Origin of the sequence: Ruegeria meonggei (genome assembly GCF_042768335.1) — a bacterium.
Lineage (GTDB): Bacteria > Pseudomonadota > Alphaproteobacteria > Rhodobacterales > Rhodobacteraceae > Ruegeria > Ruegeria meonggei.
On the sequence record NZ_JAXHBT010000003.1, the window covers coordinates 17,797 to 42,512 of the forward strand.

The 24,716-nt window shown below is 60.0% G+C and carries 19 protein-coding genes; 12 read left to right on the forward strand and 7 right to left on the reverse strand.

The window, feature by feature from the left end; genetic code table 11:
* Window positions 1–8: 8 nt before the first annotated feature.
* Together SJY13_RS22790 and SJY13_RS22795 are read right to left on the reverse strand one after the other, a co-directional pair.
* Complete coding sequence (locus tag SJY13_RS22790) at window positions 9–2,060, reverse strand: hypothetical protein (RefSeq protein WP_377194673.1); 2,052 nt, start codon at window positions 2,058–2,060, stop codon at window positions 9–11.
* Window positions 2,057–3,040 carry a glycosyltransferase family 2 protein gene (locus SJY13_RS22795; protein WP_377194675.1) on the reverse strand — a complete coding sequence of 328 codons (984 nt, stop codon included), beginning with the start codon at window positions 3,038–3,040 and terminating at the stop codon, window positions 2,057–2,059. The genes SJY13_RS22790 and SJY13_RS22795 overlap by 4 nt, the downstream gene beginning before the upstream one ends.
* Before the next feature lie 257 nt (window positions 3,041–3,297).
* Between SJY13_RS22795 and SJY13_RS22800 the strand changes: the two genes are divergently transcribed.
* On the forward strand, window positions 3,298–4,803 hold the full coding sequence (locus tag SJY13_RS22800; RefSeq protein ID WP_377194677.1) for a PepSY-associated TM helix domain-containing protein: 1,506 nt from the start codon (window positions 3,298–3,300) through the stop codon (window positions 4,801–4,803).
* A 2-nt stretch (window positions 4,804–4,805) separates the two neighbouring features.
* Here the strand turns inward: SJY13_RS22800 and SJY13_RS22805 are convergent, their stop codons facing one another.
* Window positions 4,806–6,284, reverse strand: a complete 1,479-nt coding sequence (locus SJY13_RS22805; protein ID WP_377194679.1) for an oligosaccharide flippase family protein — start codon at window positions 6,282–6,284, stop codon at window positions 4,806–4,808.
* Window positions 6,285–6,744: 460 nt separating this feature from the next.
* Here SJY13_RS22805 and SJY13_RS22810 point away from each other — a divergent pair, with 460 nt between their 5' ends.
* Genes SJY13_RS22810 through SJY13_RS22835 form a run of 6 tightly spaced genes read left to right on the forward strand, consistent with a single transcriptional unit; the run spans window position 6,745 to window position 13,371 of the window.
* The gene (locus SJY13_RS22810; protein ID WP_377194681.1) at window positions 6,745–7,662 is read left to right on the forward strand and encodes a glycosyltransferase family 2 protein; all 918 of its coding nucleotides are present in this window, start codon (window positions 6,745–6,747) and stop codon (window positions 7,660–7,662) included.
* A gap of 13 nt (window positions 7,663–7,675) precedes the next feature.
* Window positions 7,676–8,638 (forward strand): lysylphosphatidylglycerol synthase transmembrane domain-containing protein, encoded by a 963-nt coding sequence (locus SJY13_RS22815; protein WP_377194683.1) that lies wholly within the window; start codon window positions 7,676–7,678, stop codon window positions 8,636–8,638.
* Window positions 8,635–10,071, forward strand: a complete 1,437-nt coding sequence (locus tag SJY13_RS22820) for a protoporphyrinogen/coproporphyrinogen oxidase (RefSeq protein WP_377194685.1) — start codon at window positions 8,635–8,637, stop codon at window positions 10,069–10,071. Before SJY13_RS22815 ends, SJY13_RS22820 begins: the two co-directional genes overlap by 4 nt.
* 3 nt (window positions 10,072–10,074) lie before the next feature.
* Window positions 10,075–10,818, forward strand: a complete 744-nt coding sequence (locus SJY13_RS22825) for a polysaccharide deacetylase family protein (protein WP_377194687.1) — start codon at window positions 10,075–10,077, stop codon at window positions 10,816–10,818.
* A gap of 33 nt (window positions 10,819–10,851) precedes the next feature.
* Window positions 10,852–11,823, forward strand: a complete 972-nt coding sequence (locus SJY13_RS22830; RefSeq protein ID WP_377194689.1) for an NAD-dependent epimerase/dehydratase family protein — start codon at window positions 10,852–10,854, stop codon at window positions 11,821–11,823.
* Window positions 11,824–11,841: 18 nt separating this feature from the next.
* On the forward strand, window positions 11,842–13,371 hold the full coding sequence (locus SJY13_RS22835; protein ID WP_377194691.1) for a GMC oxidoreductase: 1,530 nt from the start codon (window positions 11,842–11,844) through the stop codon (window positions 13,369–13,371).
* Here SJY13_RS22835 and SJY13_RS22840 read toward each other — a convergent pair.
* Together SJY13_RS22840 and SJY13_RS22845 are read right to left on the reverse strand one after the other, a co-directional pair.
* On the reverse strand, window positions 13,368–14,465 hold the full coding sequence (locus SJY13_RS22840) for a formylglycine-generating enzyme family protein (RefSeq protein WP_377194693.1): 1,098 nt from the start codon (window positions 14,463–14,465) through the stop codon (window positions 13,368–13,370). The two genes, SJY13_RS22835 and SJY13_RS22840, sit on opposite strands and share 4 nt — an antisense overlap.
* Window positions 14,462–15,754, reverse strand: coding sequence for a glycosyltransferase (locus SJY13_RS22845; protein WP_377194695.1), 1,293 nt, complete (start codon window positions 15,752–15,754; stop codon window positions 14,462–14,464). Before SJY13_RS22845 ends, SJY13_RS22840 begins: the two co-directional genes overlap by 4 nt.
* 261 nt (window positions 15,755–16,015) lie before the next feature.
* Between SJY13_RS22845 and SJY13_RS22850 the strand changes: the two genes are divergently transcribed.
* On the forward strand, window positions 16,016–17,116 hold the full coding sequence (locus tag SJY13_RS22850) for a glycosyltransferase family 4 protein (protein WP_377194697.1): 1,101 nt from the start codon (window positions 16,016–16,018) through the stop codon (window positions 17,114–17,116).
* 7 nt (window positions 17,117–17,123) lie between these two features.
* On the opposite strand, the gene SJY13_RS22855 is transcribed toward SJY13_RS22850, so the two are convergent.
* Together SJY13_RS22855 and SJY13_RS22860 are read right to left on the reverse strand one after the other, a co-directional pair.
* Window positions 17,124–18,044, reverse strand: a complete 921-nt coding sequence (locus SJY13_RS22855; RefSeq protein ID WP_377194699.1) for a glycosyltransferase — start codon at window positions 18,042–18,044, stop codon at window positions 17,124–17,126.
* The gene (locus SJY13_RS22860) at window positions 18,041–19,096 is read right to left on the reverse strand and encodes a Gfo/Idh/MocA family protein (protein WP_377194701.1); all 1,056 of its coding nucleotides are present in this window, start codon (window positions 19,094–19,096) and stop codon (window positions 18,041–18,043) included. Before SJY13_RS22860 ends, SJY13_RS22855 begins: the two co-directional genes overlap by 4 nt.
* A 160-nt stretch (window positions 19,097–19,256) precedes the next feature.
* Between SJY13_RS22860 and SJY13_RS22865 the strand changes: the two genes are divergently transcribed.
* The 4 genes from SJY13_RS22865 to SJY13_RS22880 all read left to right on the forward strand — a co-directional run bounded on the left by SJY13_RS22865 (window position 19,257) and on the right by SJY13_RS22880 (window position 24,692).
* The gene (locus SJY13_RS22865) at window positions 19,257–20,342 is read left to right on the forward strand and encodes an NAD-dependent epimerase/dehydratase family protein (protein ID WP_377194703.1); all 1,086 of its coding nucleotides are present in this window, start codon (window positions 19,257–19,259) and stop codon (window positions 20,340–20,342) included.
* Window positions 20,343–20,384: 42 nt separating this feature from the next.
* Complete coding sequence (locus SJY13_RS22870; protein ID WP_377194705.1) at window positions 20,385–21,560, forward strand: glycosyltransferase family 4 protein; 1,176 nt, start codon at window positions 20,385–20,387, stop codon at window positions 21,558–21,560.
* 220 nt (window positions 21,561–21,780) lie between these two features.
* Window positions 21,781–23,151, forward strand: coding sequence for a nucleotide sugar dehydrogenase (locus tag SJY13_RS22875; RefSeq protein ID WP_377194707.1), 1,371 nt, complete (start codon window positions 21,781–21,783; stop codon window positions 23,149–23,151).
* Between the two features lie 104 nt (window positions 23,152–23,255).
* Window positions 23,256–24,692: a UbiA family prenyltransferase gene (locus SJY13_RS22880; protein ID WP_377194709.1), complete on the forward strand. Its 1,437-nt coding sequence runs from the start codon at window positions 23,256–23,258 to the stop codon at window positions 24,690–24,692.
* Window positions 24,693–24,716 lie beyond the last annotated feature (24 nt).

Below are 24,716 nucleotides of genomic sequence, written 5' to 3' on the forward strand. Positions count from 1 at the left end.
ACCCTCACCTAATCGGCATCCCCCAGATAGATAACCTCGCGTCCGGGGAAGGCGGCGATCACGGCTGCGTTCTGATCGGCCCCCACATCACGCAGGAAAATCGGCTTGTCCGGCGGCAGGAACGGATCGTTGAGATAAAGCGCAGACCCGATGTTGTGTTGCGAGGACACAAACACCAGCGCGTTTCCAACCTCTTCAGCTTGGGCCATGCGCCTTATGTCGCCGGAATAATTGCCGTAGTCCTGGTATTTCGAAACACCGCGCCATGTGGTGAAGCTGACGACGGAGACTGCGCATAACAGCAGAGTAATGTTGCCCAAACGGCCGCGATATCTTTCCGGCAGGCGGCGGCGGACCTCTTCAATCCCCGCTGCAGCCAAAACCAACGCCGGCAGCGCCGCCGTATACCAGTACCGTGGGCCGATATAGAACCCGCCGATAAACCAGTAAAAGAACAGTGCGCCGATAATAATCACGAAAACCAGTAACATCACCCAGTCAAACTTCGTCAGGCTGTTGCGCCAGAGCAAGGCAACCCAGATCGGTATGAGCGATCCGAAAACCCAGCCCAGAAGTTCGAGGTTGAGCGACGCAAACCCGTGCAGCATGTTCACCAGTCCCTCCAGCGGGCTGTGACCGGGCCACATGTCGAGCGCGCCAAAGTCTTTTGCTGGCGGCCCGACGGTTGGGCCGAACCCAAAGGCGTTGCCGGTTTCCCCCCAGATGCGGACAAAGTAATCCGCCTGCGGTGTCAACAGAAACTGCTCGGTGAACGCATAGTTGAACAGCAGGAACACCGATCCGGACAGCACCCCGCCCACCATATAGGTTGCGACCTGTCCAACCCCGGCAGGCAGGCGGCGGAGCAGCCACAAACCCGCCAAGCCGCCCACGATCACCCCGTCGAGCGGCCGGATCACAAAAACCCAGCCCAGGGCCAGACCCGCGACAAACGTCAATGCAACGTTGCGCAGCGTCGACCCCGGGCCAGCCCGAAGCAGGCACCACAGGCCGACAAGAATCATGAAGACTGTCGCCGAATGCGCCATCAAAGACGCGCCCACTGCCAGAACCCATGGTGACGTTGCCATCAGCAGGGCCACCAGGTCAGCGCGCTCCTGGCTAACGGTGCGCCGCAGGATGTCATGGGTCAGCCAGACCGAGGCTCCGGTCAGCAGTGGGTTGATCAGCCAGGGCGCACCTATGAGTACACCGATGGACAAGATCGCAGACCAGCCCGGCGCAAAGACCGAAAGCCACCGGTCATCCCGAATATCGAGCAGGAAATACTCCAGCGCGGGTTGGGCGGCCTCGGGCGGTGCCGGGCTCCACAATGCGCCGCCGGCGAAGATGCGGGCCTGGAAAAGGTAACACAGCTCATCTTCCACATGCGGCACACGATCAAAGGCCGTCCAGGCGAGTACAGCACTAGCTAGAGTTGCAAAGAGGGCCAGACCGGATACCGGAAGGCGTGGGGCCTGATCGAGGCCGGAGACGGTGAAAACCGCAATCAGCGTGGCGATCTGCACAAGGGACAGAACGCCCCCGACACCGATCTGCAACCCAAAAGCGGTGTAGTAGCCATAGTTGATGTAAGGCGTGGCCGAAACGCTGAAAGCTGCGATCAGCACCACAAGCAGGGCCAGTCGCACACCCCCTGCCTGCGCAAAAAGGCCACGTATCGCCGCCCGCCCGACAGGCCGCATCAGGACGAAAAAAGTCAGCACCGCCTGTGCGGCCAGCACCACCAGCATGATCAGGTTTTCAGGCGGGTCTGCTGAAATTTCGAGCCTCGGGAACCAAAGCGGTTGCGTCAGCCACAATCTGGCCGCACTGCCCAAAAGCACCACCGCCCCCAAAAGACCAAAAAGCAATTGTCCGCGAGACCAGAATACAGCCAGCAAAAGCACCGATGCCGCGGCCATTGCTGCAAACCAGATACGCATCTCGGCCAGTGTGGCGTTTGTAACCGCAGCGTCTGCGGCCCAGGCAGGCCCGCCACATGCCCAAAGGGCCAACACCACACCACACCACCGCAGTGGAACCAGACATGTTCTCATGCCAGATGCTCGTCTTTGATCAGTGCCGGATCCCGGGCCGGGCCTTCGATGTTGATACGTTCCTGTTCGGTGACAATCGGGCCCCCTCGGACCTGATTGTGGATCGAAGTGATATATTCTCCCAGCATGCCTATAAACAGCATCTGAATCCCCGAGAGGAAAAACAGCGCCACGATGATGGTCGTGGTCCCGCGCGGTGCCTGATCCGGATTGAGGAAATAAAGTAACGCAGAAATGAGCGAAAACAGGATACAACCGATCGCGATCACCAGCCCGCTGAGCGTGCAGAACCGCATCGGTGCCCGTGTGAATGAGAAAATTGCATTCAACGCCTGATCGGTCAACGCCATCAGGTTGTGTTTGGACAGCCCCTTCTTTCGCGCCCGCCAGACATAAGGAACAATGATCCTGCGGAACCCGCAGCTTGCGATGATGCCACGGATATACGGGTAGTGATCGTTATGGGACAGCATCGCATTCAGAACCTTGCGATCGATCAGCTGGAACTCTCCGACCGAAGGCTCCAGCCATACGTCCGATAAGCCATTGACAATATAGTAGAAAATGCCACGCGCCCTGCGCATCAGGAACCCTTCCTCACGGGTACTGCGCGCACCGGCCACCACGTCATACCCGCTTTCCCAAAGCTTGGCGAATTCGGGGATCATTTCGGGCGGGTCCTGCAGATCGACAGGCAACATAACAACGACACCGTCGCCGGTCGCATAGCGCAATCCGTTGAAAGTCGACCGGAATACCCCGAAATTACGGGCATTCACCACGATCTTCACATCCTGATCTTTTTCGGCAATTTCCCGCAGAATTTCCACGGTTCCGTCGCTCGAGGCATTGTCGATGAAAATGTGTTCCCGCCTGTAGCCAGGCAAATCCTTGTCAAAAATCGCTTTAACGGTTTCGTAGCAATCCGCCACATTGTTTTCTTCGTTAAAGCACGGCGAGACAACAGAAATGGTTTTCATATCATATCTTTGCTTAACAACTACAAACACCGGTTACGCACCGCCGGTTCGGTCACGCTTATACCATCCTGTACCATTGCAGATTCGCGCAACAGGCAATCGGCGGGAATGTTTTAGAATACAGTGTGCTTGCCGCCACAGATCCGGTCCCAATGCCCCGGGCATGACACCGGATGCAGTCCAAGTTCTTGCATCCTTCTTTTCGACCCAATTAATTGCATTACTATCATCCGAATCCATTGGTCGATTGTGTTCACATGACTCGTAAATTTCGTAACCAGTTATTCCGACTTCACACTTGGATTGGGTTATACCTTTCTGTCTTTTTCACTTTCATGTTTCTGACAGGCACATTGCTTGTGGCCGGGTTCGAGCTTGAATCCCTCGGCCGGCCCGCGATCTGGACCTCTGCCGCGGAGGAGGAGCGTACAGCAAGCTTTGGCGACATCTACGAGGGGATCAAATCCGCCCACCCTGAAGGCGATGCTTTTGTGATCCTCAAACGCCCCGCTCCCTGGTTTGTGGACCGTACGTTCGGGCGCTCGGGATGGGGCGAACGCGTAAGCTACTGGACGGACCCCACCACAGGTGCCGTCGTTTATGAGACAGGCGATCCGGGGTTCGCCAGCATTCTTGCGGGCCTTCACGATACGTTTCTGACCGACAGTAGAATCGTGTTCATTCTTTTTAGCGCAACGTCGATCCTGCTGCTGTTTCAGATGGTCAGCGGGCTGATCACCTACCGGCGTTTCTGGAAAGGGTTTTTCAGATGGCCCAACAGCTCGGGCGGGCTCCGGTCATGGGCCGGGGGAGCCCATCGGCTGACGGCCTTGTGGGCACTGCCGCTGGTTCTTGTGATTGTCATCACCAGTTTTTACTTCCTGCTGGGCGGTTTGGGGATTGAAGGGGAAAGGCTGAAATTCCCCCCCCCCGCCCCACGCGAAACCGCCCTGCCCGACGGGTTCGACGGAGCTCTTATCGACCGAGCCGAAGCCAATGCGCGCGACGCCCTGCCCGGCCTTGAGTCGAACATCCTGGTCATTCCGGGCGGCAAGGGCGGTGCTTTGAAATTCGGCGGCCCGCATCCGGATTTTTCCGAACTGCGCGGAGGCAGCACCGTCGCCATAGATCCGCTGACGCTTGAGGTTCTGGGCGTCCACACGCCGGATGACCTAAAGGGGCTGAGCACATTAGAACTATTGATGGAACTGCTGCATTACGGGCTATGGGGCGGTGCGTTTTCAATGGCGCTCTGGATTGTGCTGGGGCTTGTGGCCACAAGTCTGGCCTTTACCGGCTCGCTGATCTACGCGGCCCGTCTGGCCCCTGCGACCTCGGCGGAGGGTTCTTTCAGGCGCATCTGGCGGGGGATGGGAGTTCTGCGCTGGATTTATCCGCTGCTCCTGCTGGGCATGCTGTCCGTCATATATTGGCGCGTGAACCCGGACGCCTATATACCGTCCCGCGTGAACCCGGTTGATGCTGACATCAGGGCGGCGCATCTGGTTCTGTATGAACCGCTGAGGCGGGATACCCCAATCGAGATCGAGCTGCGGATCGGCGTAGCCAATGTCGATACGGCCCTGGTCGAGGTCAACGGCACCGCTGCACAGCCGGTTGATCTGACTCAGGACGGCGACAAAGCTATAGGCCATTTCAGGTTCGATCCCCTGGAAACCGGAAACGAGGTTATCACCTATCTGAAAAAACCCGATGGCGATGAACAGAAAGTCACGTTCCGAATGGGCAGCCCCATCTGGTAATATCACACCCGGGCAGCCAGAGCCTTGAGCACAGCGAACCTGTCTCGCATCATCACAAAGGCGAGGCAAGTGTAAACCACCACACCCGCCGCGATACCCACGCCTAGACGCGCGATGTTAGCCTGGTCGCCTAAAACCGCTAAACATCCCACAACGCCCGCCGCCATGATCCCTGCCGAGATCAGAGGCGGGGCATGCAACAACGCCAGCCTGACAGCGGGCTGCCCCGAGATCGCTGCCAGATTGGCGAATTTGAAGGGCCACATGATCAGGAAGACGGCGATAAAGGCCGCCGTTACAACCGGCACCCCGTAGGGGACGGCAATCGTAATCGCAATGGCGGCAAGCACCACCTCAATCCACGACAGCACCGCCAGCCTGCCCGGCTGGCCTGACGCCAGGCAGAATGTCTGCTGCACTCTCTCGGTGCAGAGATACATTCCGAAAACAGACATCAGGCTCAGAACCGGTGCGGCCGGAATCCACTTCTGACCAAACAGCAGGACCAGCACCGGTTCTGACAGAACCGCCAGTCCGGCAAAGGCCGGAAAGGTTACGAATCCGGTCAGGCGCATGACATCCAAAAGCATCTCGGACGCCTTGCCGCCCCCACGCGTGACCGCCGTAAAAGCGGGCTGTGAGACCATGCGCAGTGGTGTGATGGTCAGGAACGAGGCCGTTTCCACAACCCGCCAGGCAATCGCATAATACCCAGCTGAGACCGGGCCCAGCATCGCGCCGATCAGAACCGCAGGGGACTGCACCGCCACCAGTTCAGCCGCGCGCAGCCCGATGATCCGGTGGCTGAAATGCAGAACCTGCCGGATCTGATGTCCCGATACGTGGAAACTAGGCCGCCACGATACGGCCCCCCAGGCCATCACGATATTGGTGGCGGTCATCACCACCCGTTGGCCGACCAGGCTCCAGACCCCATAGTCCGCAAGGGCCATACCGATCCCGACAATCCCGCCAATGATTGCCCCAAGCACTGCGCGTAGGGCGAGAACACGAAACCGCATCTCGCGCCGCAACAGCGCCACCGGCACCGCCGTAAGCGAGATCATCAGCACCGTCGGCGACAACCCGATCAGCAATTGCCCGGCAATCGGCTCGTCATAAAACCCCGAGACCGGCCCTGAACCCAGAATAATCAGCGCGGTCAGGCCAGCTCCCAGAAGCGCCAGCAGCCAAAAGACCGAGTTCATCCGCTCGGGCGTCAGCGTGTCATGGGTCAGCAAAATCTCAGATATGGTTTCGCGGACGAGAAATTCGGAAAACAGGACAAAGGCGGCGGCCATTGCCACCAGGCCAAAGGCCTCGGCTCCAAGCAAGCGCGCAAGGATGGCAATGATTATGAAATTGAATGCCTGCTCGGCCCAGACGCCAACGGACATCCAAGCAACGCCGCTGGTGAAACGCCGCCCCCGTGACATCAAAATCCTTCCCACTGCCCTACTGCCACACGAAACCGCCGGCATTCTGAGTGGTAGCGTATCGGTTTAGAGACAACACTGTCGAGACACCTGCCAACGTCCCGGTCGCACACCTGCGCCGCAAATCAGAGCAGCCCATTGAATTCGGGATCAAACCGGCGCTTAAGCTCTGATAAGGGCCGGTTTGGAAACATTCGCTCAACAGCGTACAGGGTCTCAGGCGCCCAAATATCTTAGCAAACTTGTTGTTAGGCCACCGCACAAGCGCAGAGACGGTTGAAAGCATTGAAATACAAGGCAGGATGACAGTTTGTGGGCGACGTGTACAACATGACGCCCGAAAGATCGAATTTGGTCAAAATTATTGTCTATATTCAGCCTGTCTGTGTTTGAATACTATGGGCGGCAGAAGGAATTAAGCCCGTCGCGCCCGGAACGACCACACATGCCACACGGGCGAGGCCGGGTAGAATACATATTAAGTACGTAAAGGGTTTTCATTCTCATGAACAAGGTTGCCGAGCAGATCACCCCGGCCAACACCACAACCGATGCGTCGGACACGTCAGGCATGAGCCTGAGCGTGGTCATCCCCGCTTATAACGAGGAAAACGCCGTCCGCCACACGGTCGAGGATGTGCGCGTCCATCTCGAACCGCTGGGCATTCCCTATGAGATCATCGTGGTCGACGATGCTAGCCAGGACAACACTCGCGCCGAGGCCGAGGCCAGCGGCGCCACCGTCACCTTCAACGATGTCAATTCCGGCTATGGGGCCAGCCTCAAGCGCGGGGTGCGGATGGCGCAGCATGAATATGTGGCTATCCTTGATGCCGACAGCACCTATCCCGCGCGCTATCTGCCGGGCATGCTGGCCATGTGCCGGGATCAGGACATGGTCGTGGGTGACCGCGGCGCGGCGATGAAGAACGTGCCGCTGTTGCGGCGACCAGCCAAGAAACTCCTGTTCGCCTTTGCGTCGTTCCTGGCCGAGCGCAAGATCAACGACTTGAACTCGGGCCTGCGCGTGTTCCGCAAATCCGAGCTGATCCCGTTTCTGCCGTTGCTGCCGCAGAATTTCTCGTTCACCACCACGATCACGCTGTGCATGACATCAAACAGCAAGCGGATGATCTATACGCCGATCGAATACGGCAAGCGGGTGGGCAAGTCGAAAATCCGGCCGATCGATTTTCTAAACTTCATCATCCTGATCCTGCGCATCAGCACGCTGTTCAACCCGCTGCGGGTGTTCATCCCGCTGGGGCTGGCCTTTTTCACTTTGGGCACGGTGAAGTTCATTATCGACATGTTCTATTGGAACCTCAGTGAAACGGCGGTGTTCTCGTTCCTGGCGGCGATCATGATCTGGTCGCTGGGGCTGATTGCCGACATGATTTCGCGGCTGCATCTCAGACCGTGATGTGAGCGACAGAATGCTCTCTGATCCCAATCAACGACGCTGGCTGATCCGGGTGGCCGGATCGGTTCTGGTGCTGGCGATCCTGTTCTGGATCCTGCCGGCAGATGCGATTGTGGCGGCGCTGAAGGCGATCCCAATCTGGGTCTTTGCCTGCGTGCTGGTCCTGTTCCTGCTGGCCCATGTGGCGGCAGCGCTGAAATGGTGGCTGCTGCTGGGGCGCGGGATTCCAGCCCCGCTGGCGATCCGGGCGCATTTTGCGGGGCTCGCCGCCAATCTGTGCCTGCCCGGCGCAATCGGCGGCGACACGGTGCGGGCCGGTCTGGCGCAGGCCGCCATGAAAGACGGGGCGCAGGTCGTTGCGGGTGCGACCGTCGACCGGCTGATCGACATGATCGCCCTGCTGACCCTGTCCTGTCTGGGTCTGGTGCTGACATGGGAAAGCGCGGCTGGTGGGCATACGATCTGGCCGGTGGCGCTGATCCTGCTGGGGGGGCTGGCGGGGATGGTTGCATTGCCGCGCCTGCTGCCGCTGCCCTGGCGCCTTGTCCCGTCCCTGCCCGGCAAGGGCTTTGCCCATCGCCTGGCTGACGCGCTGGCCGATCTGGGGCGCAGGCCCGGCACGCTGGGTATCGCCTTCATCGCGTCGGTACTGATCCAGTTGCTGCTGGTCCTGCTGGCCTGGTGGTTGGCCGTGGCCGCGGGTGTCGATGTGGCGGCGGGGCCGTGGATATTCGCCTGGCCGCTGGCCAAGATCATCGCGGTTCTGCCGGTTTCCCTGAACGGGCTGGGTCTGCGCGAGGCGACGCTGGCGGGCTTTCTGGCCCCCTTCGGTGCCAGCGTCCCTGCGGTGGTTGCCGCAGGGCTGGTCTGGCAGGTTGTGTTGTTTACAGCGGGCGGGTTTGGCGCGCTGGTTCTGACCATGTCCGGGATGCGGTTCAGCGCCCCGGAAAATTCCCAAAAGGAAGAGTGCAAGTGACGGATGTTTCCCAGCCCGTAGGCGACAAGCCTGAAATCATTATCTTGGGCGCGGGCCCCGCCGGTCTGGCCGCGGCCCATGCCCTGACCGGACAGGCCCGCGTGACCGTGATTGAACGCGCTGCTGTTGCGGGGGGCAATTCGGCCTCGTTCCCGGTTGAGGGCGTGATCTGCGACTATGGCTCGCACCGGTTTCACCCGGCGGCAGAGCCTGAGGTGCTGCAGGATGTAAAAAACCTGCTGGGCGACGATCTGCTGCTGCGCCCGCGCCATGGCCGCATCCGGCTGGGCGGCAAATGGATTCACTTCCCGTTGAAGCTGACCGATGCGCTGATGCGCCTGCCCAAACCCTTTGCCCTGTCGCTGATCGGCGACATGGTGTTGAAACCGTTCCGCAAGAAAAACACGGGGCCCGAGACATTCTCGACCGTGCTTTATGATGGGCTGGGGCCGACGATTTCGAACAATTTCTACTTCCCTTACGTGCGCAAGCTTTGGGGGCTGGACCCGGACAAGCTGGCGGTGAAACTGGCCGAGCGTCGGGTCGGCAGCGGCTCGGTCGGCAAAATCCTGATGAAGATGCTGCGCCTGTTGCCCGGCCTGCGCAGTGAAACGGCGGGCCGGTTCTTTTATCCGCGCAAGGGGTTTGGGCAAATCTCGGACGCGATGCGCAACAGTGCGGAAACCAACGGTGCCACCTTCCTGTTTAACACCGAAATCACCGCCATCGATCGAGATGGCGATCGCATCACCGGCCTGACGATCCGCGACGGTGACACCGAGCGAAAACTGAGCGGCGATCTGATCCTGTCGACCATTCCGCTGACCGGGTTGACGCGCCTGATCGGCGACCCTCCGGCCGAGGTGGTTGAAGCCGCCCGCGCGATCCGGTTCCGCGGCATGATCCTGCTGTATCTGGTGCTTGAGACCGACCAGTTCACCGAGTTTGATGCTCATTACTTCCCGGAACTGTCGATCCCGATCAGCCGCATGTCGGAACCCAAGAACTATAACGCTAGCGGCGCGCCAGAGGGCGTGACCGTGCTGTGCGCCGAATTGCCCTGCGACCCGGATGAGAAATGGTGGTCCATGTCCGACGAGGAGCTGGGGCAGGAATTCACCAAATGGCTGGGCCAGCTGGGCCTGCCGGTTACCGTTCCGGTGCGCCGCTGTGAAACCCGACGGCTGGGCCATGCCTATCCGGTCTATGATGTGGGCTATGAAGCAAGGTTCGATACGGTCGATCAGTGGCTTTCGGGTTTTGAAGGGTTGCTGGTCTTTGGCCGGCAAGGGCTGTTTGCCCATGACAATACGCACCACGCTTTTGCCATGGCCTATGGCGCGGCGGATTGCATCGATGCCAAAGGCGGCGTCGACCGCGCGAAATGGAATACGTATCGCGAGGTCTTTGCCACCCATGTGGTGGAAGACTGACCCATGTCCGCCTGGCAGGCCGATATCCTGATGTACCATTCGATCTCGGATGCGCCGGGGCCGACCTCAATCGCGCCGGATATCTTTGCCGCACAGATGCAGGCGCTGGCGGCATTCGGCCTGCCGGTGGTAACCCCGGATGCGCTGGCCAACCCACCTGCCCCCCGCATGGTGATCATCAGTTTCGACGACGGGTTCCAGGACTTCGCCGACACCGCCTGGCCCATCCTGCGCGATCATGGCTTCTGCCCGATTGTCTATCTGCCCTCGGGGCTGATGGGTGGCACCGACAGCTGGGCCGGGGGCAACATCCCGCCCCGTCCCCTGATGAACTGGGACAGAGTCGAGGCCTTGGCTGCCGAAGGGGTCTGTTTTGGCGCGCATAGTGTCAACCACCCTGATCTCACCACGTTGGATGCGCTCATGCTGGAAGAAGAAGTCAGCGGGTCCGGTCAGGACATTGCCGCACGGCTCGGCCAGCCCATCCGACATTTCGCACCGCCTTATGGGGCGTCGAACCCCGATGTGCGCGCCCGGATCGCGCAGCATTACGACACCTCGGTCGGCACCAGGCTGGGCGTGGCCGGACCGAAAGATGACATCCTCGACCTGCCCCGGCTCGAGATGTTCTATTTCAACAACATCGCCCGCTGGCAGGCGCATCTGGCCGGACGCGGTGGCCCCTATCTTGCAGCACGCAAGATGATGCGCGGCGTCCGTTCGATGATGCGGGGAAAATCGTGGTAAAATTGGTTCTTACACAGTGACTGGTACAAACACATGCATATTCTGATTACCGGCGGCGCCGGGTTCATAGGGTCCCATCTGACGGAACGGCTGATCGCAGAAGGGCATCGGGTCACGATCCTTGATGACCTGTCGACCGGGCTGCTGTCCAACCTTGCCACCGTGGCCGACCACCCGGATTGCACCTTTGTCAAAGGCAGCATCCTTGATCGCCAGCTGGTCGCCGATCTGGTTGGCCCAGCGGATGTGGTGTTTCATCTGGCCGCCGCCGTCGGCGTCAAGCTGATCATGGACAAACCCAGCCGGTCGATCCTGACCAATGTGGCCGGGACCGAGAATGTGCTGGACGCCGCGCTGGTGAACAAGACGCATACCTTCATCGCCTCCAGTTCCGAGGTTTACGGCAAAAGCACAAATTTCCCGTTTCAGGAAGAGGGCGACCTGACCATCGGCGCCACCCGCAACCTGCGCTGGTCCTATGCCTGCGCCAAGACGTTGGACGAGTTTCTGGCGCTGGCCCATGCCCGGGAATCCAACCTGCCGGTCACGGTTCTGCGCTTCTTCAACACCACTGGCCCGCGGCAGACAGGGCGCTATGGCATGGTGCTGCCGAACTTCGTGAAATCCGCGCTGGAGGGCGCGCCTCTGATGGTGCATGGCACCGGCGAGCAATCGCGCTGTTTCGGCCATGTGGCCGATGTGGTCGAGGCCATGTGCCGGCTGATGACCCTTCCCGAGGCACGCGGCGATGTCTTCAATGTCGGCACCGATCAAGAGGTCACGATCCGCGCCCTGGCCGAACAGGTCATTCGCACCACCGGGTCCAGTTCGGAAATCGAGTGCGTGCCTTATGACACCGTCTATCCCGAAGGGTTCGAGGATATGCAGCGCCGCCTGCCCGATGTTTCAAAACTGCAGCGCGTGACCGGGTTCCGCCCCATGCGGTCGCTGCAGCAGATCATCGACGACATTGTCGCCGAGATGAAACGCCCGGTTTCCGCATGACCGATCCGGTTCTGACCCGTGACTGATCTGGTCATCGGATCGGGGCCCGCGGGCGTCTCCGTGGCCACCGCCCTTCTGGCCCGGGGCCGACAGGTTCTGATGCTGGATGGGGGCGGCAAGCTGGACGCCCCGGCGCAGGACCGCCGCAACAGGTTGGCCGCCTCGGGTCCCGACAATTGGACTGCCGCGGATGTGCAGAGCTGGCAGGCGCCGCAATTCGACACGCCGCCCGGGCAGGTGCGCCGGTTCGGGTCGGATTTCGCCATGGTGCCGGGGGCCGAAACGCTGGTGTCACCCGAACAGATCGGGTTGCGGGCCTCACATGCGGTGGGCGGATTGTCCAATCTCTGGGGCTCGGCGGTTTTGCCCAACCGCGCCGAAGACATCGCCGACTGGCCGATCAGCATGAAGGATCTGACACCGCATTACCGTGCGGTCGCCGAATTTCTGCCCATAAGCGGTCGGCCGGATGCGTTGCAGACCCTGTTCCCTGCCCTTTCGATGCAGGACCGGGTGCCGCTGACCCCATCCCCGCAGGCGCAGCAGATGCTGCAGCGTTGGGACAGCCAAAAACCCAACCTGTCGGAATTGGGCGCCCATGTCGGACTGGCGCGTCTGGCCGTTGACCCCGGATGCCAATATTGCGGCCAATGCCTGCATGGGTGCCCTTGGGGCTACATCTATTCAGCCCAGAAAACGCTGGCTGAATTGCGCCATAACCCGGCCTTTCAATACCGCACCGGCCTGGCCCGCCGGTTCGAGGAACACCCCGACCACGTCACCGTGACACTGGAGGATGGCGAGAGCTTGCAGGCAACCCGTATCTTTGTTGCCGCCGGAGTGCTGGAAACGGCGCGGCTGTTTTTGACGTCGTCCCCGAACCCCGCAGCCCGCTTGCAACTACAGGACAGCCAGCATTTCTTTCTGCCCAGCCTGCACCGCTGGCGCGCACCGCGCCGCCCGGACCGGCGGCCCTATCACACCCTGCCGCAGATGTTCATCGAACTGGATGACCCAGGAATCTCACCCCATCTGGTCCATGCGCAGGTCTATACCTGGAACGAGTTCTACTCCCATGACCTGATCAACAGTTACGGCTCCAAACTGCCGGGATCGGCCCCCCTGTGGCGGATGCTGGCGCGGCGGCTAATCGTGGCGCAGGCGTTTCTGCATTCGGCCCATTCCGCCCGGATCAATCTGTTGCTGGCCACTGATGGACGGCTTGTCCCAACTGTGCAAACCAATGACGCAACCGAAAACGTCTTGGGGCAGGCAACGTCCCAATTGGCGCAGGTCCTGAAACGTGCCGGGCTCATACCGCTGGCTTTTGCCCGCCGCCCCGGCGAGGTGGGATCCAGCTTTCACGTCGGCGGCTCAGTTCCGATGGCCAACGCGCCCAGTTCGGGACAGTCCGACATCCTGGGACGACCCAAAGGGCTGTCACGGGTGCATCTTGTCGATGCCTCAAGCCTGCCCAGCATTCCGGCCACCACCATCACCTTTTCGGTCATGGCCAATGCCCATCGGATTGGAACGCTGGCCCCTTAGCCCATCTCGCGAACAAGACGAAAGGCATGTCCATAGCCACGATTGTAGTGATGTGGCCCGACGCGAAACCCGGATCGGCTCTGCCAATCCTGTGAGTACGCCCCTCCACCCCGCATGGCCCGGAATTCACACTCGTCCTGCACATAGGCAGAGCCGTCGGCCTTCACGGGATCATGATAGGATTCATAGCAATCCTCGACCCATTCAAAGCCGTTGCCATGCATGTCATAAAGCCCAAAATCATTGGGCGGATGCAAGCCCACCGGCGCCATCGTGCGCTCGGGCCATATGGAAGAGCAATTGATGCAGACAGCATTGTCTTTCCCAACCTCATTGCCCCATGGAAACCGCGTCACGGATCCGGCCCGGGCGGCGTATTCCCATTCCGCGTCCGTTGGCAAACGGTAGGTCTGCCCCGTCTTGGCGCTCAGATAGGCGGCATAGGCTTTTGCATCGCTCCATTCTGTCGGCGTCATGGGCTGGTCGTCGCGATAGCCCGCCTCTAGCTCAGGAAAATACGGCTCACGCCCGGTGATCGCGAGCCAGTCTGGATCTTCCTGCGCCTGTTTCCATTGCCCATACGTGATCTCATAGCGGGAAAAGGCCAACGGGCGCGGGATGCGAACCAGACGCCTCGGTCCTTCCCGATTGGCATGTTTCAGCTGTGTCCGAAGGGGTCTGTAGATAAACAGATGCGCATAGCGCCCTTTTTCAAAGATCGGAGAGCCGAGCAGGAAATAGCCTGCCGGAACCTCGACCAGTTCCGGGCATTCGGCGCAATCCCGGAAAACACGGCCGGGTGTGACCAAATGATATCCGGGCTGACGCAATGGCAGCACCTGCGCCGTTACAAAAAGCGCGGCCTGCTGAAGACGTGATAGATCAGGTTCAGGCAGGCGTTCATGCTCTTCCGTCGCGCGCATGGTGAACTCAAGATCGCGCAGCGCCGTGTTCGCGGCCACGGCCAGCAGGAAGAGCCCGATCAGCATCACAAAGACCACCAGCACCCCGGACAGCATGATCCGGAACAGTCCAAACATCCATCGGGCAACGCGTCCCGGAAACGAGTTTGTCGGCCTTTTGTCAGAGCTCATTGGAAAGCCCGTTCTGATCTGACAGGGGCGGCCCCACGCTCAAACGCTCCGGCCTCGAGCGCCCGAGCCAGCGCGCGGTCGCCTTTGTCATATGCCGCACGGGTCAGCGCGGCCCCATAGGCCTCAAGCACCGAAGTCTCGTGCCAGATATCCAGAAACGCGTTACGCGCGGCAGTCCCCTGCCCTTCGCGTCGGTCGGGCTGATGTTGCAGATCGCGCATTGCAGCAATCAAATCGTCCTCGGTTTCAAACAGTGACCCGCCGCCTGCGCGCTCGACGATCTCGGGGAACGGGCCCAGCCGCCGGGCAATCACTGGTGTACCCAGCCGGAAACTTTCGATCAGGATGATGCCGAATGTCTCATAACAGACCGACGGCACGATCAATCCAATGGCACCACTGTAATAAGCATTGAGTTCCTCAAGGGTTTTGCGTCCCAGGAATTTGATCCGATCATTGCCCGCAGCTTGTTTCTTCAATTCATCCGCATAGTCGCCATCGCCCAGGATCAGCAGATCGGCATCCGGATAGCGGTCAAAGGCCGGAAACACATCCTGCAACCCTTTGATCTGCTCCAGGCGCCCGACAAACAGGAAATAGGGGCGTTCATGCGCTGCCGGTTCCGGCAAGGCCGTCTGGTCGAGATCGGGCAGGAAATAGGGCAGCACCTGCATGTCCTGACGCAGGCCGAATTCGCGATGCTTGGCGCGGCTGAATTCGCTTTTGGCGATGATCAGATCCATATGATCCAGCGCCCGGTCCAGCGCCCCGGTATAGCGCCAGAGCTGCGGCGGACGCCTGTAATTCAGCACACAGCGCAGGCATTGACGGTCATCACACAGTTCGCGCCCGTGCCGCCACAGAACATGGGTCGGACAGACCAGCCAGTGTTCGTGCGCCTCATAGACTTTCAGCCCTTCACCCATCGGCAACAGGCCGGGCCCACCGATCAGAGAAGTGTTGTTGTGCCAGATGATATCCGGCTGCCGTTCGCCCAGAATCTGACGGATGCGGGCGGCATGTACCACCGGGCGGCCCAACTGCTGGGTCAGCAGGTTCGACATCATGCCATTGCGGCTGCGCAACCCGATCCGCCGGACCCCATCAGGCGGACCTTCGAGCTGAGGTTTACCGCCAAGGATCAGATAGCTATCCTCGTCATGTACCACTGTCACATCGTGACCGCGCGCAACAAGCGCCCGGGCCATGCGCTGAATCCCTATGGCGTCGCCTCCGAAGGAATACGGCGGGTAAAATGTGGTGAACATCAAAATGCGCAATGACTGCATGCGAAAAATACCAGGTTACCAATGACTTCTCGGTATGAAACACGATCCCTGCGACAATCGAAAGGCACAAGCCATGCGGGCACCCGGTTCACCACTGGTGTTGCGGACATGCTGCAAATACATGCGGGCTGCTACAGGCAGTGACCACAGCATGTGCAAATGTCGCGCGCATGCTATGATCGGGAAATAGTTCAGAAAATTGGCCCGAACCCGCTTCAGATGCAGAGCTCTCCCCCTTCAAACCCCCTTCATGTCGTCGAAATGGGCACCCAGTTCGGCATGGGCGGCATCACCCGGCATATCCTTGGGCTGAGTGATTGGCTACAGGCACATGATCATCGCGTCACGCTGGCAGGAACGGCCGATATCTGGGCGGGACCTAACCAGCAGCCGGATTTCCTTGACCTGCCCACCCGCTATGTCGCGGGTGACGGCGGCGGCATTGCCAACCGGCTGCGTCATACGGCACTCGCGGCCTGGCGGCTGCGACGTTGGTTGGCGGGAAATCGGGTGGATCTAATTCATTGCCATGAATCCGCTCCTGCGTTGGTTGCCAATCTGGCCCGGACCGGGCGGCGTATCCCCGTCGCAGTCACCTATCACGGATCCGAGCCAGAGCGGATCGCCGCATTCGGCCGGATTGCCGCAAAATGCGATTTGGTTATCACACCCAGCCACCGCTCGGCTGAAGATCTGGCCACCATAGGGAATGTGCCGCAGGACAAGCTCAAGGTCCTCGGGTTGGGCGTCACCCCCCCACCCGAGGACAGTGCAGAAGACATTGCCAGCCTGCGGACCGAACTGCTCGGGGATGGCGATAGGCTGATTGTCACGCTGGCCCGCCTGTTGCCACAGAAAGGGATCGACATCCTGATCGACTGCGTCGCGCGGATGAAAGAGACACATCCCGGATTTCGCTTCATTGTTGCCGGTGACGGGCCGGACGAGGCGCAGCTGCACGCTTTGGCACAGGAAAAAGGGCTTGGGAAGCACCTGCGATTCATTGGCCGCACCGATCAGCCAATCCGACTGTTGCGCGCGACGGACCTGTTCCTGCTGACCTCGCGGTGGGAGGCCCTGCCCTTCACCATCGCCGAAGCGTTCCAGGCCGGTACCCCAGCTGTGGCCACCGCCTGTTCCGGCGTGGTTGAGTTGATCGACGACAGTGTCGGCGCAGTCGTGCCCATCGGCGATATCGACGCGATTTGCACAGCGGTTGCGGATGTCCTGTCAGATGAAGACCGTCGCCAAACCTTGGCTGAGAACGCCCTGCAGCGCAGCCGCGAGGACCGGTTCGATCCCGATTGGGTGCACCGCCAGTTCGAAAAAACCTATTACGATCTGGCGGGCTGCCAGAGGTGACAGCAGATCAGGGGCGTTTGGTGATGTAGCCCCAAACCTCGCCCAGGGTCCACGCCGTTGACAACAGCATGACATAAGGCAACGCCTTGAGATAACGCACCCCCCGCCCCTTGCTGGCCTGCAGCTTATAATGACGCACCCAGAGCAGCGGCGGGATCAGTGGCCCCGCCAAGATCAGCATCAGCCGCTTTGCGTTACTTTGATTGCGCACACGGATTTCACCGAACAGGCGGCCCCAGTCAAAGCGTTCGGGCAGCAATTCCCGGAAGGTTGCCTTGGGCCGGTGGTGATGCACGACCACCTCGTTTGACAGCCACAACTCCTCGCCCTGTTCGATCAGGTGCCAATGCACGATCGGCTCATGATAGCGGTCTTTCCACAGGTGCTGCGTCTCATCCAATGCCTTACGGCTATAGGTCAGGTTCACGTCCGACACCCAATCCGCCGGACCGGTCTCGAACGGTCGCCCGTAGCGGCCGAAATCGGTGACGTAAAAGGCCCAGTTCAGAGGGCTGACTGGCTCCATGCATTCAATCGCACCGCCGATCACGTTTTTGCCGGTTTCCGCATAAAGACGCACAATAGTGCGCGCCCAGTCGGATTGCGGCAGGCCCCGGTCTTCGAGAATACCGATGATGTCACCGGTCGCAGCAGCCAGCCCGGCCGAGCGGCGGCGGTCATAAAGCTCGTGCTTGCCTGCTTCGGACGTGATCGGACGGATAGGGTCGATCACGCCAAGGTCCAGAAACCGTACCTCGGGATAGTCATCAGCATATTGCGCCACATCCGCAACGCTGGCGTCATAGGGGATGATCACATCCAGAGGCGGCGGATCGTCGAAACTGCGCACCGCTTCGAGGAAATCACGCACATAGCTGCCGCCTTGTACGATGGTCAGAACAATGGAAAGGGTCGGATCGCTGCTCATTGGATTGTCATGTCTCCAAGATTTTCCAGTTCGACCGGCTGGCCGCTGCGCGTGCTTTCCGGCACGGCGGCGGCAATCTCAACCGCGCGCAGGCCGGCATGGCCATCAGCACAGTTCAAACCGGTTTCCCCACGGGTCAGCCGGATGAAATCAGCCAGTTCGTTGCCAAAAGACAGGATGGCGGTTGATTGCCAGGATTTCAGTTTCTCGCGCACCATGATCTCGGGGTAGAACTTGCGCACCTTTTTGGGTGCCCCGCCCGGCTTGTCCATGGTGATCACAAGGTTCTGCATCGGCGCATAGGCCCCGCGCACCATGCCGCGCGACCCATAGACCTCAATCACGCTCTGATAACCTTTCCAGTCGTTCCAGCAGGCTTGATAGATCGCCGGAATGCCGTCGGGGTTCTTGAAGATCGCCACCGCGTTGTCCTCGGACCCCGGGACGTTCCAGACCGTGTTGGTGGCCACGCCGTAAACACTGGTAATCTCGCCCAGAATGAACCGCGCCAGGTCGGTCATGTGGATGCCCACATCCCACAGAGCACCGCCGCCGGAAAACTCGGCCTGGTATTCCCAGTCATGGGTGAAATGGCCCAGCCCGTCATGGCCGCCATAGACACGGACATGGTCGATCTCTCCGATCTCGCCCGATGCCGCGACCTCTTTGACATGTGCGAATGAGGGGTAGTAGCGCATGTTGAACCCGGCCCCCAAAGCCTTGCCCGCCTTTTTCGCCGCATCAACGATCCGCCTTGCGCCCTCGACTGTTGGGGCCAGCGGCTTTTCGGTCAGCACATGCAGCCCTTCGTCAAAGGCGCGCAGGCACAACGGTTCGCGCACATGCGCCGGGGTCGAGATCACCACCGCATCCATCGGTGTGGCAAAGAACCGGTCGAGATCGGTGAAAGCCGGCGCGCCGTCCGCAACAGCCACAGCCCGGTGAAATTCCAGATCCAGAACCGCTGCCAATTCAGCGTCAGGAGACTCGTGAATGTTCTGAACCCGCATCTGGCCGATCTTTCCGGCCGCTCCGATCACACCGATCTTCATAAAATTCCTCTTTAACAATCACGGGTGCACAACTGGGCTACATCCGGCTTCTCTAACAACAATTTACCTTCAAGCGGAGTAGCATAGGCTCGACCTCCACGCTAGGTTTCTGAAAGGTAGCACGCGCCGGAGCATCATAATCGAAAAGGGGCATGACGCCTTGAAAGCCACTGGACCGGAACAACTCAACGGCAAGTCCGTCTTCGTGACCGGGGCAACCGGCTTTATAGGCAAACGGCTTGTCCCGGCCCTGCTGGACGCTGGCGCCAAAGTCACCGCCCTGCTGCGCAGCCGCCACGGCGCGCGCACGCTCGAGGCCATGGGAGCGCATGTCGCGACGGGCGCGCTTGGCGACCCGGGCGCGATGGAAACTGCGCTGCGCGGTCAGGACGTGCTGTTTCACCTTGCCTATGACATGCGCGCGCCCGCAGCCGACAACCTTGATACTTTCGACGCTCTCAGACAGGCCACTGAGGCCGCAGGGGTCGGGCGGATCATTCATATCAGCTCCATCGTTGTTTATGACGGCTGGCCACAGGAAGATCTGACCGAGGACAGCCCGCTGTTCCAGACCGGGGGCACACCGTATCAGCAGGCCAAATTGACAATGGAACAGGCTCTGATACAGGGGAATTGCCCAGTGGCGCTCCTGCAGCCAACACTGGTTTATGGCCCGGGTAGCATGCTGTGGACTGATCGGCTGGCTGACTGGATGGCCGCTGGCCGTGTGGTGCTGCCGGAACCCGAAGGACTGTGCAATGCCGTGTTCGTCGACGATCTGGTTCAGGCTATGCTGCGCGCCGCCGTGCTGGAGGGGTTGGGGCAAGAGCGGTTCATCATCTCGGGCGCGGCCCCTTTTGCCTGGTCGGATTTGCTGACCGGCTATGCCAATATCATCGGCCGGGGCACGGTTCGCCATGTCCCAATCTCGCACCTCACGGCCCGGTTGCCGCAGGAAGAACCGGGCAAGATACCCGATACACCGCCGCTGGCCGCCCGGATCAGCGCCGCTGCGCGGGGCTGGATTGGCCGAGAGAGGTTCGAGACACTGGTGCAAATGGTAAAACGACGGTTGCCGCAGCAGGATGAGGTTTACCCGGATCGCTATATGCTGGACCTGTTCTCAACCACCGGTCAGTGTCGGATCGACCGTGCCCGTGCCAGGCTGGGCTATGCACCGGAATATGATCTTGAGGCCGGACTCGCCGCCACCCACAGCTATCTGCGCTCCAGATACGGAAAATAGTTTTTGTAATCAGTTACAACACGTTATCAGGGATAAAGACATTTGACCCATATCGCCATTGACGCCACCCCCTGGGACAACGAACGCGGTTTTGGCCGGTTCACCCGCAATCTGGTCGCCGCTCTGGCCGCCCGCGATACAGGCTTTCGCTATACGCTTCTGTTCGATCAGGAACCGACACGGCCCGTTCCCGATGGGGTCGAAACCTGCATAGCAGGGTCTGAATTGTCGATGTCCGAGGCCTCATCGGGCGCCAAAGCCCGGGGCGGGGCCGATCTGCTGACAATGGCCAGGGCAGCCCGGCGCATCGACTGCGATGTCTTCTTTTACCCGGCGGTTTACTCTTATTTTCCCCTGCCCGCCCGACGCCCAACGGTGGTGTGCTATCACGACACCATTCCCGAACGCTTTCCCGACCTCATCTTTCCCAAAAAACTGAACTTCCGGCTGTGGCAGGCGAAATGCTGGCTAGCCAAGAAACAGGCCACACGGATCATGACGATTTCGCAGGCGTCCGCCGATGATCTGGCACGCATCCTGCACATCCCCGCAGATCGCACCGACATCATCACCGAAGGGGCCGAGCCGATCTTTCGGCAAATCCAGGACATGCAGCTTCTGGCGCAGGCACGCCAGACATACGGTATTCCTGCAGATGCCCCGTTGCTGGTCTATGTGGGCGGGTTCAATCGGCACAAGAACGTGTTGCGTCTGATCGAGGCGATGCCAGCCATCCTGGCGCACGTGCCAAATGCACGTCTGGCCATCGTTGGGCGCACAACCGGCGCGCGGTTCTGGGACAATGTCGAAGACCTCAGGGCCAGCGCCGCCGCCGACGCAGCCCGATCTGAAAGCATCGTATTCACCGGCGAGATCGATGACCCGGAACTGGCCGCCCTGCTCAATGCCGCCGATGCGCTGGTCTTCCCTTCGCTCTGGGAAGGTTTCGGCCTGCCCGCACTTGAAGCGATGTCTTGCGGCACGCCCGTTTTGTCCTCGGATCGGGGCAGCCTTCCGGAAGTGGTGGGTGATGGCGGGCTGTATTTCGACCCCTTATCCAGCCAGGCCCTGGCCGATCAGGCCATCCGCCTGCTAAGCGAGCCCGGCCTGCAAAACGATCTGTCGCAAAAGGCGCTGACACAGGCCTCGCGGTTCAGCTGGGACAAGGGCGCAGAACTGGCCGAAGCGTCGTTTCGGCAGGCATTACACCCGAAGTGACAAAAATTCCTTGGGTCTGGCTTTGTCAAAGTCACCTCAACAATGCCGTTAAAGGCAGGGAATTGAGCCCTACTGGGAAACACGGTACTGCGGTCTCGAACCGGGCAGACAAATTTGTTGGATTCGCACCCGTTCCGCCCTATCCGTGGAAAGGGTCGGACATTTTGGCGGCCATACCGCGAATTGATTTTAGTCTGACTTTGTAAGATCAGGGTACATTATGAACTACGAAACCTCGCACCATCAGTCCCTCAAACAGCTTATCACAGCCCGTGACGCACGGGTTGCTGTGGTGGGGTTGGGCTATGTCGGCCTGCCGCTGGCGCTGACCGCCTATGATGAAGGGTTCGACACAACCGGTGTTGATCTCAACCCCGACCGTGTCGCGCGGATCAATCAAGGCGATCAGGTCATTTCCTATCTGGCGTCGGACCGGATTGCCGGAGCCGTCAGCAGCGGCAAGTTCCGCGCCACACAGGACGCTGCCGCACTGGCCGAGGCCGATGTCATCCTGATCTGCGTCCCGACCCCGCTGACCGACGCACAAGACCCGGACATGCGTTTTGTCGCCTCTGCCGCCCAGACCATTGCGCAGCATCTGCGCCCCGGTCAGTTAGTGGTGCTGGAAAGCAGCGTCTGGCCCGGTGCCACAACGACCCTGGTTCAGCCAATTCTCGAAGCGGGTGGCCTGCGCGCGGGCAGTGATTTCTTTCTGGCCTTCTCGCCCGAACGCGAAGATCCGGGCAATGACAAATTCGACACGCACAGCATCCCCAAAGTGGTTGGGGCCGACGACCCGCTGTCGCGGCAACTGGTCGAAGAATTCTACCGCGCCATCGTCACCAGCGCCGTGCCGGTCAGCTCGGCCGCCACGGCCGAAGCAGTGAAACTGGTCGAGAACAGCTTTCGCACCGTTAACATCGCCTTGGTCAACGAGTTGAAAACAGCGCTCGAAGCGATGGAGGTCGACGTCTGGGAAGTGATCGAGGCCGCCGCCACCAAACCCTTTGGCTTTATGCCCTTTTATCCCGGTCCAGGCATTGGTGGGGCCTGCATTCCGGTGTCGCCCGCCTATCTGGCCTGGCGCGCGGCGGATGCGGGATCAGACACGCCGATCATCAATCTAGCGCGCTCCAGCAACGATGCCGTGCCATCACTGCTGGCCGCACGGATGGCTGCAGAACTGGCCGCGCGCAATGGCTCGGCCCTGTCGGAAACCGGACAGCCTCTGACCGGACAACGCATCCTGCTGATGGGCATCGCCTATAAGCGTGATGTAGAGGACACCCGGCGCAGCCCCGCGCTGGTGCTGCTGGATGAGTTGGAGAAACTGGGGGCCAAGGTGGATTATCATGACCCGTACTTTCCCAGTCTGCCCGAAGGGGGGGAATTCCCGCAACTTGCAGGCCAGACCTCCGAGCCGCTGACGGCGGACAATCTGAAACGCTATGCGGCTGTGGCCGTGATCACCGATCACAGCGCCCCCGATTACGATCTGGTCGCGCGCGAGGCGACGTTGGTCTTCGACACACGCAATGTCTTTGAAAAAACAGGGATTACCGTGACCGGGGGCAGGCTCGTCAAGCTCTGAACACATAAACCCTGCGCAACACATTCGGCATTTTCAGAACAGAAAAAAGGTTAATAAAATTACTTACTTTCAATGATGTAACCGTCAGAAGTAGAATTCCAGTAATGAGTGACAAGCCCGAGAAAATTTTTGTTGATCTGGACGGGACGCTGATCAGAACTGATCTTTTTGTCGAGGCGATCCTCCAGTTCCTGAAAAATAACCCGCTGAATATCTTCTCCGTCATCCTGTGGCTGTTCAAAGGTATTCCCTACGCCAAAGAACGCATCGCCCAGGAGGTCAACCTGAAAGCCGAGGCGCTTCCGTTCGAAACTTCGCTTCTTGAATACCTGAAACAGCAGAAAGCGGATGGCAGGCAACTGGTGCTCGCCACGGCCTCGCACCGCATTTACGCCGATAAGGTTGCTGAACACTTGGGGATATTCGACTCCGTACTGGCAACGGATGCCGATCACAATCTGAAAGGGCCCAACAAACTGGCCGCCATACGCAATGCAGCCGGTGATGAGACCTTTGCATATGCCGGAGACAGCACAGCCGACAGTCCGATCTGGGCCGCCTCTGCCTCGGGCATATTCGTCAATGCTCCGAAATCCGACGTGGCAACCGCGCAAGCTTCGGGCACAGCCGAGAAAGTCGTTACATCGCGCCCGCCGCTATGGCGGGCCTTTGTCAAATCCATGCGGCCGCATCAATACGCAAAGAACGCCCTGATCTTTGCGCCAATCTTCACCTCTCAGCAGTATCTGCCCTTTTCGTCGGTTCTTGCGTCCCTTCTGGCCTTTATCTGTTTCAGCCTTTGTGCGTCGGGGGTGTATTTCCTGAACGATCTGGTCGATCTGGCTGCTGATCGTCTGCACACAAGCAAGCGGTACCGCCCGCTGCCATCAGGAGACCTGTCCCTACATGCAGGCGTTGTCGGCGCCATCGCCCTGCCCGTTACCGGCTTTGCCCTGACGCTGGCCTTTCTGCCGCCTGTCTTTGCAGTTGTGCTGATCGCCTACCTGATCATCACCATGGCCTATTCCTTCTGGCTCAAGCAGATCGCAACTGCGGACGTCATGGTGCTGGCATCGCTTTATACGCTGCGCGTCATTGCAGGGTCTGCAGCCACCGGCATCGTCCTGTCGTCCTGGTTTTTGGCGTTCTCGATGTTCGTCTTTGTCAGCCTCGGTTATCTGAAGCGATACATCGAGGTGGCGGCGGCACCGGAAGAGGACGGTAATGTTCACGGCCGGGATTATTCCCATGCCGACAGCGAAACCATGTTCAGCCTGGGCGTGGCCAATATCACCGCGGCCGTTGTCATTCTGGCGCTTTACATCAACAGCCCCGAGGTGCAGGAAATTTACCGGACACCCGAAATCCTGTGGCTGTTGTGCCTGCTGCTTCTGTACTGGGGGAACCGCATCTGGGTCGGTGCCCGGCGTGGGCGGGTCGCGGACGACCCGGTTCTGTACGCCCTGCGCGACAGGATCAGCCTCATGGTCGGTGCGGCCTTTGTGCTGGTCACTCTGGCTGCCAAATATCTGGTCTTTTGATCAAGGATCCGGTCTGCAGATCTG